Origin of the sequence: Azospirillum baldaniorum (genome assembly GCF_003119195.2) — a bacterium.
Taxonomy (GTDB): domain Bacteria; phylum Pseudomonadota; class Alphaproteobacteria; order Azospirillales; family Azospirillaceae; genus Azospirillum; species Azospirillum baldaniorum.
Genome location: NZ_CP022253.1, coordinates 562,939 through 575,612, shown reverse-complemented (window position 1 = coordinate 575,612; position 12,674 = coordinate 562,939). Strand labels below are relative to the sequence as shown.

Here is a 12,674-nt window from a genome sequence, read left to right as displayed (position 1 = left end):
GCCGGCGCTTCGCTGAAGGCATTCGGGCGATCGGGGGGATGCATCCTGTTGTCGTATCAAATTCGCCTCGACCCCCGCAAGCCGGTGGTGCCCTAATCGTGCAACCGTCGCAGCCGTGCCACGAAGAACCCGTCGATGCCGCCGAGGTCCCCGAGCATGCCCGGCAGGGATCGTACCTCACCACGCTCGTTGATCAACTCGGCCAAATTGCCATCCCCCGCATGGCCGCCACCCAGATCAACCGGTGTGATGGGCAGGCGTTCGACCCGCTTGTCGCGGGCCAGGATGCGGTCGATCTGCGCCTCGCCCTCCTCCGGCTGGATGGAGCAGGTGCAGTAGACCAGCGTTCCGCCCGGCTTCACCAGTTCGACGGCATGGGCCAGCAGACGGCTCTGCGCCTTGGCCAGCTTGCCGATGTCCTCCGGCGTCTTGACGCGCAGGATGTCGGGATGGCGGCGGATCGCCCCGGTGGCCGAGCAGGGGGCGTCGAGCAGCACCGCGTCGGCGGGCTGGTCGGGGGTCCAGGTGGCGGCGTCGGTCGCCAGCACCTCCGCCGACAGGTTGAGGCGGGCCAGATTCTCCCGCACCCGCTCCAGCCGCTTGGCGGAGCGGTCGACCGCCGTCACCTCAGCGCCCTGCGCGACGAGCTGCGCGGTCTTGCCGCCGGGCGCCGCGCACAGGTCGTAGACGCGCTTGCCCGCCAGATCACCGAACAGCTTGGCCGGCAGCGAGGCGGCGAGGTCCTGCACCCACCAGGCGCCCTCGGCGAAGCCCGGCAGCTCCGTCAGGTTGCCGCCGGCGGCGCGGCGCAGCGTGCCGGTGGGCAGCAGCTTGGCCTCCAGCCGCTCGGCCCACACCGCGGGATCGGCCTTGACGGTGATGTCCAGCGGCGCCTCGTGCAGATGCGCCTCGACGATGCCGCGGGTGCGGCCGATGCCGTAGGCCTGCCGCCAGGCGAGCCACAGCCAGTCCGGCGTGTTCAGGCGCCCGGCGTCCTGCTGGGCGGCCAGCTCCGCCCCCTCGCGGCCGATGCGGCGCAGGACGGCGTTGATCAGGCCCTTGTAGGGTTCAGCCCCCCTGGCCGCGGCCAGCTCCACCGCCGTGTCGACGGCGGCGTGGGCGGGCGTGCCGAGGAAGACGAGCTGGGCCGCGCCCAGCCGCAGGATGTCGTGCACGGTGGCCTTGGGCAGGCCCGGCTTGGCGAGGCTGCCCTGGATCAGCGCGTCGATCTGGCCGAGCCGGCGCAGCACCGTGGCGGTCAGCAGCCGCACGAAGCCGCGGTCGCGCGGGTCGAGCGCGCGCAACTCCGGATGCGCGTCGAACGCATCGTCGAAGGGAATGGACTTGCGCAGCACATCGCGCAGCAGGTCGAGCGCGGCGGAGCGCGCGGCAAGGGAGGCGTCGGACATGCCGCTGGATGTAGCGCGCCGGACGGCGGGTGTCGAGTAGCCGCTGCACGCGGCCGAGCGGAATCGGACGCTGTTCAGCAGGGCCCCTCAGCGGGCCAGGGCGCCGCGCCGTCCGCCCTCGTGGTCGGGATAGGGACCGACGTCCTCGACGAAGAAGCAGGCGACGCCGCGCAACTCGCCCCGGCGCAGGATGAAACGGTTGCCGTTGCCGGCCTTCATCCCCCACAGCGCCGTCCCCTCCAGCGGGCTCAGCTCCAGCTCCGGCGGCACCGGGTCCTCGCCCAGCCGCTTGAGGAAACGGTCGGCGCGGACGCGGTCGTCCGGCGGCAGGCTGCGCGCGGCGCGGGCGTCATAGCGGTCGCTCTTGACGTAGCGGGTCCCGGTTCCCTGGATGGGGCTGGACGGCCCGCCGGGGTCGGCGGCGGCGCGCTCCAGCATCAGCGCCCAGCGGGCGTCCCGCGCAACGGCCAGCGCGCGGCGGTGGATAGCGCGGCACCGCTCGGCCAGCTCGTGGAAGCGGGGCATCAGGTCGCGCTTGCGGAAGCCGACCTCCATCATGACTCGCTCCACCGCCCCGTCCGCCGCGGTGCCGGACGCCGGGATGCCGCGCGTCTCCAGCGCCAGCAGGGCGTCGATGCGCCGGTCGCGGTCCACCGCACCGGATGCCGGAATTCCGCCCTGCCTCAGCGTCCGCCCAAGTTGCTCCAGCGCCGCCTCGGCGCGGCGTTCGGCCTCGGCGATGCGGAGGAGCACGTCATCCCGGCTGGTGGCGGTGGAAACGCTCAGCCACCGCGCCTCGAACAGCGGGGTCTTGTCGAGAAACAGGTCCGGCACGATTCCCGTCAGCCGTCGGCGCGCATGCGCCCGACGATCTCCTCCAGCACCGCTTCGGCCTTGTCGTTGTCCACTTGGCAGGTGCCCGCCGCCTCGTGCCCGCCACCGCCGTATTCCAGCATCAGCGGGCCGATGTTGGTCTTGGAGCTGCGGTTGATGATCGACTTGCCGCAGGCCAGCACCGTGTTCTGCTGCTTCAGACCCCACAGGACGTGGATCGACACGTTCGCTTCCGGATACATCGCGTAGATCATGAAGCGGTTGCCGGCGTAGATGGTTTCCTCCCGCCGCAGGTCGATGACCACGACGTTGCCGCGGATCGTGCTGCAGCGGGCGAGCTGGTCGGAGAACTTCGCCTCATGCTCGGTGTAGAGGTCCACCCGCTCCTTCACGTCGGGCAGGGCGAGGATCTCGTCGATGCCGTGGCTGCGGCAATAGTCGATCAGCTCCATCATCAGCTGATAGTTGGAGATGCGGAAATCGCGGAAGCGGCCGAGGCCGGTCCGCGCGTCCATGATGAAGTTCAGCAGCGCCCAACCCTGCGGCTTCAGGATGTCCTCAATGCCGTACTGGGCGGAGTCGGCCTGATCGACCGCGGCCATCATCGCGTCGGAGATGGTCGGGAAGCGCTCCTTGCCGCCGTAGTAATTGTAGACGACGCGGGCGGCGGAGGGGGCGTCGGCCTCGATGATGTGGTTGTCGCGCTTGCCGACGCGGATCGTCTCCGACAGATGGTGGTCGAAGGCGAGATGGACGCCGGGCACATAGGGCAGATTGGTGGTGATGTCGCGGTCGGAAATCTCGACCTTGCCGTCCTGCATGTCCTTGGGATGCACGAACTTGATCTCGTCGAGGATGCCCAGCTCCTTCAGGAGCACGGCGCAGACCAGCCCGTCGAAATCGGACCGGGTGACGAGGCGGTATTTCGTGACGTCGGACATGCGGTTTTCCCCCTGAGCGCCCCACAATCGGCAAGCGGAGGGAAGGTAGACGTACGTCTTTCGGCGTGCAACCGCGAACCGAGCCGTCTCCGCTCACCCCCAGGGGCTGCGCGGCATGAAGGAGGGGCCGGCCATGCCGCGCAGGCGGCGGACCCGTTCCTCCATGTTCGGATGGGTGGAGAACAGGCTGTCGAGGCTGCGCCCGTGCAGCGGGTTGGCGATGAACAGATGCGCCGTGGCCGGGTTGGATTCCGCCGCGTAATTGGGGATCTGGTGGGCGTAGTTGTGGATGCGGGTCAGCGCGTCGGCCAGCCACAGCGGGCGCCCGCAGATCTCCGCGCCGATGCGGTCGGCCTCGTACTCGCGGGTGCGGCTGATCGCCATCTGGACGATCATCGCGGCGAAGGGGGCCAGGACGGCAACCAGGATGCCGCCGATCAGCCCCAGAGGGTTGCCGCCCTGCCCGTTCTGGCTGTTGCCCTGCGACGCGCCGAAGAACATGCCGAAGTTGGCGAGCATGGAGATGGCGCCCGCGATGGTCGCGGTGATCGTCATGATCAGCGTGTCGCGGTTCTTCACATGGGCCAGCTCATGGGCCATGACGCCGGCGATCTCCTCCGGGCTCAGCAGGCGCAGCAGGCCGGTGGTGGCGGCGACCGCGGCGTTCTCCGGGTTGCGCCCGGTGGCGAAGGCGTTGGGCTGGTCGTTCTCCATGATGTAGACGCGCGGCATCGGCAGGCCGGCGCGCTCGGCCAGCTGCTGGACGATGCCGTAATATTCGGGGGCGGTGTAGGCGTCGACCTCCCGCGCGCCGTACATGGACAGCACCATGTCGCCGGAGTTCCAGTAGCTGAACAGGTTCATGCCCAGTGCCATGACGAAGGCGATCATCATGCCGCCCTTGCCGCCGATCAGATAGCCGATGCCCATGAACAGGGCGGTCAGGCCGGCGAGAAGGATGGTGGTCTTCACATAGCTGGTCATGGCGGTGTTTCCGGGCAATCTTCTGGACGGTTTCACTGTTGGTTGGACGAGACGGCGCCGGCGGGGCTTTCCGCCGGACCTGTCTGGTGATATGGGCTTGGCGGAAGGCATCGTTCAAGATGGCCCGGCACCGCACCCGACCCCAGAGGACGGCCATGACCGAGACGAAGACCACCGGACCGGCACCGGAAGACGCCGTGAACCCCGCCTCCCCGGCGACGAAAGCGGACGAGGCCCGAACCCCGGACGCCAAGGCCGGAGAGGGGGCGAAGGGACCCGAGCAGATGCCCGGCGAGATCGGCGGTCCGCAGGGACCGGAGCCGACCCGCTTTGGCGATTGGGAGTTCAAGGGCCGCTGCTCGGACTTCTAAGCCGGCGCCGCTAGGACCAATTGCCTGAACACCACTGCTCCGACATTGAATACATACGCAACCAGGATAGAATACCTAGGTTGTGCTTGATGCGTTCCTGTTCGCGCGTTACTCTTTGACCGGTTCGCCCCTTCGCGAACCGGTGCCCGGAGAGGTCGCGCCATGGGATCGCTCAAGTCCATCACCCCATGCCCGCCCCGCTCCGCCGGGATATGGCTGGCACTTCTCTCCACATTGCTGGCCGGCACCGTCCAGGCCGCTCCGCCCGCCCTGCCCGGCCCGATCCCGGCGGAGGTGCTGGAGGTTCTGGACGGCGACACGCTGCTGGTGCGCGCCACCATCTGGCTGGGGCAGGTGGTGGAAACCCATGTCCGCGTCGACGGGCTGGACGCGCCGGAGATGCGGGCCCGCTGCCCCCGGGAGCGGGAACTGGCGGAGACCGCCCGTGACCACGCGCGCCGTCTGATCGGGGCCGCCCCGGTGCGGCTGCTCGACGTCCAGCCCGACAAATATGGCGGGCGGGTGCGCGCCCGCGTGCTGACCGGCGGAGGCGCCGACCTGTCGGCCGCGCTGATCGAAGCGGGACTCGGCCGCCCCTATCACGGCGAACGGCGCCAGCCCTGGTGCGACGGGACGGGCATGGGCTAACCCGGCTCCACCAACGGGTGAGTTGGGAACCCGCCGTCTCGCTCCGCTGTTGCCCCTCCCACCAAGGAGGAGAGCGAACCATGACGACCCAGGCCTCGTCTTACGTCCCCGGCGCCATCGCCTTGCTGGCCGCCAGCCTCGCTCTGTCCGGAGCCGCCGTGGCGCAGGACGCCAAGACGATGGAGGGCGGTCTCGGCGCCGCCCCGCCGTCCCAGGGCGAAGCCTGGATGGAATCGACCGGCGCCCAGGACCCGACTTTGGGCGAGCGCCGCACCGAGAAGCAGAAGAACGCGGCGGAGACCCGCGCGCAGGGGCGCATCGGCTCCGTCCCCGACGCGGCGAGCGGCGAGTCCGGCCTGAAGCCCGGCACCGCCGAGTCCGTGAAGACCCAATCCGGCAGCGGCGCCTCCGGCGGATCGGACACCGCTCCCAAATAACGACCCCAAAACGAAACCGGCCAAAACGAAACCGGGGGCCACGAAGGCCCCCGGTCCGTAGACAGGCTCCGCTGAACGCCGCGATCAGGCGTTGTTCATGCGGTTCTCGATCAGGTCGGTCACGACGGTCGGATCGGCCAGCGTCGAGGTGTCGCCCAGGCTGTCGTGCTCGTTCGCGGCGATCTTGCGCAGGATGCGGCGCATGATCTTGCCCGAACGGGTCTTCGGCAGGCCCGGCGACCACTGGATCAGGTCCGGCGAGGCGATCGGGCCGATCTCCTTGCGCACCCAGGCCACCAGCTCCTTGCGCAGCTCCTCGGTCGGGCTTTCCCCGGCGTTGAGCGTGACGTAGGCGTAGATGCCCTGGCCCTTGAGGTCGTGCGGGTAGCCGACGACGGCGGCCTCGGCGACCTTCGGGTGGGCGACCAGCGCGCTTTCCACTTCCGCCGTGCCCATGCGGTGGCCGGACACGTTGATCACGTCGTCCACGCGGCCGGTGATCCAGTAATAGCCGTCCGCGTCGCGGCGGCAGCCGTCACCGGTGAAGTAGTAGCCCGCGAAGGTCGAGAAGTAGGTCTGGACGAAGCGCTCGTGGTCGCCGAACACCGTGCGCATCTGGCCCGGCCAGCTGTCGGCGATGCACAGGTTGCCTTCCGTCTCGCCCTCCAGCTCCTTGCCGTCGTTGTCCACGACAACCGGCTTGACGCCGAAGAAGGGCTTGGTCGCCGAACCCGGCTTCTGGCCGATGGCACCCGGCAGCGGGGTGATCAGGATGCCGCCGGTCTCGGTCTGCCACCAGGTGTCCACGATCGGGCAACGGCCGTCGCCGACGACGTTGTAGTACCACAGCCAGGCTTCCGGGTTGATCGGCTCGCCCACCGAACCCAGGATGCGCAGCGAGGAGCGGGAGGTCTTCTTCACCGGACCCTCACCCTCGCGCATCAGCGAGCGGATGGCGGTCGGGGCGGTGTAGAAGATGTTGACCTTGTGCTTGTCCACCACCTGCCAGAAGCGGGAGATGTCCGGATAGGTCGGCACGCCTTCGAACATCAGCGTGGTCGCGCCGTTGGCCAGCGGGCCGTAGACGATGTAGCTGTGGCCGGTGACCCAGCCCACGTCCGCCGTGCACCAGTAGACCTCGCCGTCCTTGTAGTCGAAGACGTACTGGTGGGTCATCGACGCGTAGACGAGATAGCCGCCGGTGGTGTGCAGCACGCCCTTCGGCTTGCCGGTCGAACCCGAGGTGTAGAGGATGAACAACGGGTCCTCCGCGCTCATCTCCTCCGGCGGGCAGTCGGCGGACACCGACGCGATCTCCTCGTGGTACCAGAGGTCGCGGCCCTCGGTCCAGGCGACGTTGCCGCCGGTGTGCTTGACGACCAGCACATGTTTGACGCCCGGCGCCGCGGCGACGGCCTTGTCGGCGTTCGCCTTCAGCGGAACCTTGCGGCCGCCGCGCAGACCCTCGTCGGAGGTGATGACGAAGTGGCTGTCGCAGTCGACGATACGGTCCTTCAGGCTGTCCGGCGAGAAGCCGCCGAACACGATGGAGTGGATGGCGCCGACGCGCGCGCAGGCCAGCATGGCGTAGGCGGCCTCGGGGATCATCGGCAGGTAGATGGTGACCCGGTCGCCCTTCTTGACGCCGTTCTTCTTCAGGACGTTGGCGAGGCGGCAGACCTGCTCGTGCAGTTCCTTGTAGGTGATGTGCTTGGAAACGCCCGGATCGTCGCCTTCGAAGATGATGGCGGTCTGGTCGCCGCGCGTCGCGAGGTGGCGGTCGACGCAGTTGGCGGACACGTTCAGCGTGCCGTCGTAGAACCACTTGATGTGGACATCGCCGGTGTAGCTGACGTCCTTCACCTTGCTGTAGGGCTTGATCCAGTCGATGCGCTTGCCCTGCTCGCCCCAGAAGGCTTCCGGATCGTTGATGGATTGCTCGTAAAGGCGGGCGTAGGCGGCTTCGTCCACGTAAGCGGTCTTGGCGATTTCCTGCTTAACAGGAAAAAACGAATTGTCGGACATTGGCTCGCGATTCCCCCGTAGTGCTTCTGGTTACGCCCTGAAGGGCTGTTGGGGAGCGGTTTCCGGCCGCTCCTGTTGCGGGACATTATCCACACAAGTTCCCGTCACCACAAGCAGAACGGCTGATTGTCCGCCCCCTCCATCGGGGCTTTCCGCTCCACTTTGTTGCAGCGCACCGCCCGTTCTTTTGATTTCACCGGCATCCGCGGCAACACGACAGCGCGACTATTTGTCGCGCATAGCACGAAAGCATGAGAACGCCCCGCGGAGGGCCGCTTAACCCGGTCTTAACCGCCGCATCGTTAGCGTGCATGCTGTTCACCCAACAGCAGGGCACCGGCATGGCCAGCACGACCAACGCGGACGGCACCACCGGAAACGGCACGACTGGTGGCGGCGCCGGACAAGGCATGGAACCGGGCATGGAACTGGCCGGGCGCCTGTCGGAGATGGGCAGCCGCACCAGCCTGATGGTGATCGACGCGGCCCTGCGCACGGCGGCTCTGGCCGAGCTGGAGGCGTCCGGTTCCGCCGCCCTGTCGCCGTTCGGGGAAGACGCGGGCTTCGCCGGAGCCGCGGCGGAGATGCAGGCGCTGGCCCGCCGGATGCTTCAGGCCACGCAGGATTTCCAGGCGGCCATCTGCGAACCGGCGGACTGATCCGCCGCCGCGGACGGCCGCACTCTCAACACGTCCGAAGAACCGTCACGCCTCGATCCCGGCCAGCGCGCAGACATGCGCCCATTCGGCGTCCGACACCGGACAGACCGACAGGCGCGACTGCTTGACCAGGGCCATGCCCTGAAGCAGCGGGTCGGCCTTCATCGTCTTCAGCGTGACCGGTGTCTTCACGGGCAGCAGCGCCCGCACGTCGACCATGCCGAAGCGCCCCGCCTCGTCGCTCGGGTCCGGGTAGTACTCCCGCGCGATCTCGACGACGCCGACCACCTCCAGCCCCTCGTTCGAGTGGTAGAAGAAGGCGCGGTCGCCGATCTTCATGGCCTTCAGGTTGTTCGACGCCTGATGGTTGCGCACGCCGTCCCAATGGGTGGTGCCGTCGGCGATCATGCGCTCCCACGAATATTTGAAGGGCTCCGACTTCAGAAGCCAGCGGGCCATTGCCGTCCGCCCCCGGTCAGGACTTCGGGTAGACCCGGCGCCACGCCCGGATCTCCACGCTCTCGAACAGCCCGGCCTGGGCGTAGGGGTCGTTGGCGGCAAAGTCCTTCGCCGCGGCCTCGTCGGCGCACTCCACGATCAGCAGGCTGCCGGCCATGCCCTGGCCGTCGTCGGACAGCAGCGGGCCGGCGGCGAACAGGCGGTCGGCGTGCGCTTCCAGATAGGCCAGATGGGCGGGGCGGTTGTCGGTCCGCACCTGGGCGGCGCCGGCCTTGTCGGTGCAATGGAACATGTAGAGCATGGCTTGGGTCTCCCGTTCGGTTGGGCGGGAGCCTAGCGCAGCCGCGACCGCCGCGGAAGGTGCCGCGACGCGCGGCCTTTCCGCAGGCGGTAGTGTCAGCGATGCAGCCAGAGGAGGGAGCACGCAGCGCCACCGGGCGGCTCCCCGTGCGTGCGTCTCCGTGGCTCACCGTCCCGGCAAAGAAAAAGCCCCTTCCCGGCGGACCGGGAGGAGGCTTTCCGCTGATGCGACCGGGACCGCCGTCGCGGTCCGAAGCGAAGCACGACCCGCTTCAGGTCGCTCCCTGGGGAGCGATCTGGCCTCCCGGCGCGACGCCCGGCTGGCCGGTGACCGGCTCCGTCGCATGATGGGCGATGGCCGTCGGAGCGGACTCCGGGCTCATCAGCGACATGCTGACGGTCGGGGTCTTCCATTCCAGACTGTCGAAGGCGCCGCAATGGCCGCACAGGCCGCCCCAGCTCGGGCTGACCGCGTTGCAGGCGGTGCAGGTCCAGGCCGCGTCCGCCGGGGCGTTGGCCGCCTGGGCCAGCCAGGCGCGGGCCGCCTCCTCGTCCTGCCGCTCCGCCCGCTCCAGCTCGGCCAGGAGCTGGAAGACGCGGCGGGAGGGCCGCATTTCCAGCGCCTTGGTCAGATGGGCGCGGGCCTCGCCCCACAGCTGGGCGTCGAGGGCGGCGCGGGCCACGGCGAGCAGCGACTCGACGTCGTTGGGGGCGTGGTTGCGCAGCTTCTCGAACAGCTTGACCCGGGTCATCGGGTCGTAGCTGGAGACCACCTCGCGGTAGGCCGAGGTCAGGTCCGGGTGCGGGTTGACGCGCCAGCAGCGCTCGATGGTCTTGGCGGCGTTCTTGTGCTTGCCGATGGCCATCTGCAGCCGGGCCGCACGGGCCGCCGCCGGGACGAAGCCGGACAGCAGGTCGTGCGCCGCCTGGGCGTGCGAGAGGGCCGAGTCGGACCGGCCGCGGCGCTCCGCCTCGAAGCTGCGCTCCAGAAGCAGGGTGGCGCGGTGGCGGCGGCCGTCGTCGGGGTTGATGGCGCCGGCCTGGACGGCCTGCTGCAGCGTGCCTTCCGCCGCCGCCCATTCGCCCGAACGGGCTTCCAGGTCGTACAGCGTGCCGAGCAGCCAGGGCGTGTTGGGCTGAAGCGACTGGGCGCGGCGGGCGAGTTGCAGCGCCTCCACCCGGTCACCGGCCTTCAGCGACTGCGTCAGCAGGCCGCGCAGGCCGAGGAAGGCGGTCTCCGGCCGGTCGAGCATGGCGGTGAAGTATTCCTTCGCCGCACGGTCGTCGCCCTGGAGCTGGGCGGCCTGGGCCGACAGCAGCATGGTCAGCGGCGGCTCGTTGAGCAGCCCGTCGGCCTTGCGCGCCATCTTGCGGGCCGTCGTCGCGTCGCCGGCGGCGACGGCGACCATGCCGCGGGTCAGCGCCTGATAGCCGCGCTCGCGCCGGCGCGACCGGCGGTAACGGCCGAAGTTGCGCGGCGCGCCCAGGATGGCGCGGGCCAGCCGGTACAGGACGATGCCCGCCGCCAGGGCCGCCACGCCGATCAGGATGGCGATGCCGATGCCGGTCTCGACGACGTAGCCCTGCCAGTTGATGGCGAGGGTGCCGGGATGGTTGGCCAGCCAGACCGCGATCGCGACGACGATGGCGACCTTGATGATGAACCAGATGGCGCGTGTCATTGGGCCGCTCCCTTGACCCCGGCGGACTGCGACAGCAGGCCGATGGCGCGGTTGGTGAGCTGCTGGCCGGCCTCGTTGGCGGCCAGACGGGCCTTGGCGTCGGCGATCCACGGGGCGGCGACCTGCGCCGCCGGGCCCTTCAGGGCGGCCAGCTCGTTGACCGCGCCGCCGAGATTGCCGGCCTGCAGCGCGGCCTCGGCGCGGGCGACCACCGCCGAGGCGCCGTCGCCGACCGCGTCGCCGCCCGAGCGGCGGACGGTGACCAGCGTGGCGATCTTGCCGGTGACCTGCTCCACCCAGTCGTTGCCCTCGCCCTGGTTGTCGGCGCGCACGATGTCGGACGCCATGGCGGAGAAGCGGTCGGTGAGCTGCGGCTGCGTCGGCACGCCCTTGGCGGCGTAGCCGGCCACGGCCTCCAGCGGCTGCGTCACCTGGGCGTCGCCCGACGCCACGGCGCGGACGGCCTGGAGTTCCTGCTGGAACGGCTGCCCGGCGGCCAGGGCGGAGCGGAGCTGCCCGGCGGCGAGCACCAGCGTCTGGGCGGCGGTGGCGGCGTCGCGGCGGGTCTCCACCACTTGGTTGACGGCGGCCAGCTCCTGCTTCAGCGCGTCCACATCCTGGCGGATCTGCCCGGCGGCCTGGGCCTCGCTGCCCACCGCGTCGACGCGCTGCTGGACCTGACCGAGCTGCTCGGTCAGTTGGGCGATGCGCGGGTCGGGCTCGGCCGGGGCGGCGGAGGCGGCGGCCTGCGGACGCTCCTCAAGCTGCTGGATGCGGGCGGTGAGCTGGCCGACGGCGTTGTCCAGCGTCTGCTGGTCGATGCCGGCGGCGGCGGCGTTGCCCTCGGCCGGGGCGGCGGGGCGCTGCTCCAGCTTGGCAAGGCGCTCGGACAGCTGCTGGATCTGGTTGCGCAGGGCCGGGTCGGGCTGCGGCGCGGGCGCCGTGGCGGCCGGACCGGTCGCGGGACCGCCGGCGGTGGGCCAGCCGGGAACGCGCGGGCCCCACCAGGGCTGCGACAGGGCGGCGGCGCCGACCAGCAGGGCGATCAGCGAGACGGCGGTGGCGAAACCGGCGCCGGACTTGCGCTCCTCGCGCGGCGCCTCGTAGCGCGGCGGCTCATAGGAGGAGGCGGTGTAGGCGGGGGGCTCCACCGGCGGCGGCGTCTCGCTCTTGATCGTATCGGTCTTGAAGGGGTCGGCCTTGAAGGAATCGGCAGCGACCGAGTCGGCCTTGGCCTCCTCGATCCGGGTTTCCTCGGCCTTGACCTCTTCGGAGCGGATCTCCTCGCCCCTGATCGTCTCGGCCTTCACGTCGCCGCCGGGCAGCGTGTCGGCGGCGCCCGGCAGGGTGTCCGCGACGGGCGGCAGGATGGAGGGCGGCAGGTCGGTGGCCGGCACCGGGCCACCGCCCGGCAGCGTGTCGGCGCCCGGAAGGGTATCCTCAGTCCTGTTGGACTCGGTTTTTACGGACTCGGTCTTGAACGGCTCGCTGCTCCCGGGGAGGGTGGCTGGCGGCGCGATGACCGCGGCGTCCGGCGGCAGCGGCATCACCGAGCCGGCGGCGTCGGGAGCGTTGCGGTCCTCGTTCGGTGTGGCGGCTTCCAGGTCGGCTTCGCTCAGCTTGATCCGGTGCTTGGCGGCGGAGGCGCGGAGGTCGGCGTGGCGGGCCAGCGGAATGGCGCCGCGCTTCTTCCAGCCCTGCACCGTGGTGACCGGGATGTCCAGCTTGTGGGCCATGGGGCGGATGCCGCCGAAGCGTTCGATGATGCGTTCGACGGCGGGGCCGCCGGACACTTGGTTCTGGTCGGCCATCTGGTTCTGGGGCGTCTGGTTCTGGTCGGACGGCGTGTGGCCGTTCGGGTCAGCCTCGTGTTCGGAGCCTGGGCGAGAGGTCATTGGGTGCCTTCTGGTCGCAGTTGTTCTCAA

13 protein-coding genes are annotated in these 12,674 nt (G+C 69.9%); 4 read left to right on the top strand and 9 right to left on the bottom strand.

Translation table 11 applies throughout. The annotated features are described in order from the left end of the window. Positions 1-92: 92 nt before the first annotated feature. The 4 genes from Sp245p_RS02690 to htpX all read right to left on the bottom strand — a co-directional run bounded on the left by Sp245p_RS02690 (position 93) and on the right by htpX (position 4,168). Entirely contained in the window at positions 93-1,409 is a 1,317-nt protein-coding gene (locus Sp245p_RS02690; protein WP_014238590.1) for an RsmB/NOP family class I SAM-dependent RNA methyltransferase, read from the bottom strand. Positions 1,410-1,496: 87 nt separating this feature from the next. Continuing rightward, complete coding sequence (locus Sp245p_RS02685; RefSeq protein WP_014238591.1) at positions 1,497-2,243, bottom strand: hypothetical protein; 747 nt, start codon at positions 2,241-2,243, stop codon at positions 1,497-1,499. 8 nt (positions 2,244-2,251) lie between these two features. After that, positions 2,252-3,184 (bottom strand): exopolyphosphatase, encoded by a 933-nt coding sequence (locus Sp245p_RS02680; protein WP_014238592.1) that lies wholly within the window; start codon positions 3,182-3,184, stop codon positions 2,252-2,254. A 93-nt stretch (positions 3,185-3,277) separates the two neighbouring features. Further along, entirely contained in the window at positions 3,278-4,168 is an 891-nt protein-coding gene (gene htpX, locus Sp245p_RS02675) for a zinc metalloprotease HtpX (protein ID WP_014238593.1), read from the bottom strand. A 155-nt stretch (positions 4,169-4,323) separates the two neighbouring features. On the opposite strand from htpX, the gene Sp245p_RS35580 reads away from it, so the two are divergent. The 3 genes from Sp245p_RS35580 (at position 4,324) to Sp245p_RS02660 (ending at position 5,624) form a co-directional block, all read left to right on the top strand. Next, positions 4,324-4,539, top strand: a complete 216-nt coding sequence (locus tag Sp245p_RS35580; protein WP_014238594.1) for a succinate dehydrogenase assembly factor 4 — start codon at positions 4,324-4,326, stop codon at positions 4,537-4,539. 162 nt (positions 4,540-4,701) lie between these two features. Beyond that, positions 4,702-5,187 carry a thermonuclease family protein gene (locus Sp245p_RS02665; RefSeq protein WP_109138341.1) on the top strand — a complete coding sequence of 162 codons (486 nt, stop codon included), beginning with the start codon at positions 4,702-4,704 and terminating at the stop codon, positions 5,185-5,187. 80 nt (positions 5,188-5,267) lie between these two features. Further along, the gene (locus tag Sp245p_RS02660; protein ID WP_041810823.1) at positions 5,268-5,624 is read left to right on the top strand and encodes a hypothetical protein; all 357 of its coding nucleotides are present in this window, start codon (positions 5,268-5,270) and stop codon (positions 5,622-5,624) included. A gap of 84 nt (positions 5,625-5,708) precedes the next feature. On the opposite strand, the gene acs is transcribed toward Sp245p_RS02660, so the two are convergent. Then, positions 5,709-7,649, bottom strand: coding sequence for an acetate--CoA ligase (gene acs, locus Sp245p_RS02655; protein ID WP_014238596.1), 1,941 nt, complete (start codon positions 7,647-7,649; stop codon positions 5,709-5,711). A 311-nt stretch (positions 7,650-7,960) separates the two neighbouring features. Between acs and Sp245p_RS02650 the strand changes: the two genes are divergently transcribed. Continuing rightward, a complete protein-coding gene (locus Sp245p_RS02650; RefSeq protein WP_014238597.1) occupies positions 7,961-8,308 on the top strand; it encodes a hypothetical protein in 348 nt (115 codons plus the stop codon). Positions 8,309-8,353: 45 nt separating this feature from the next. On the opposite strand, the gene Sp245p_RS02645 is transcribed toward Sp245p_RS02650, so the two are convergent. The 4 genes from Sp245p_RS02645 to Sp245p_RS02630 all read right to left on the bottom strand — a co-directional run bounded on the left by Sp245p_RS02645 (position 8,354) and on the right by Sp245p_RS02630 (position 12,644). Continuing rightward, positions 8,354-8,767 carry an EVE domain-containing protein gene (locus tag Sp245p_RS02645; RefSeq protein WP_014238598.1) on the bottom strand — a complete coding sequence of 138 codons (414 nt, stop codon included), beginning with the start codon at positions 8,765-8,767 and terminating at the stop codon, positions 8,354-8,356. A 16-nt stretch (positions 8,768-8,783) separates the two neighbouring features. Next, positions 8,784-9,068 (bottom strand): YciI family protein, encoded by a 285-nt coding sequence (locus Sp245p_RS02640; RefSeq protein ID WP_014238599.1) that lies wholly within the window; start codon positions 9,066-9,068, stop codon positions 8,784-8,786. 271 nt (positions 9,069-9,339) lie between these two features. Further along, the gene (locus Sp245p_RS02635) at positions 9,340-10,749 is read right to left on the bottom strand and encodes a heme biosynthesis protein HemY (protein WP_014238600.1); all 1,410 of its coding nucleotides are present in this window, start codon (positions 10,747-10,749) and stop codon (positions 9,340-9,342) included. After that, positions 10,746-12,644 carry a mitofilin family membrane protein gene (locus Sp245p_RS02630; RefSeq protein WP_014238601.1) on the bottom strand — a complete coding sequence of 633 codons (1,899 nt, stop codon included), beginning with the start codon at positions 12,642-12,644 and terminating at the stop codon, positions 10,746-10,748. Before Sp245p_RS02630 ends, Sp245p_RS02635 begins: the two co-directional genes overlap by 4 nt. Between the last annotated feature and the right edge of the window lie 30 nt (positions 12,645-12,674).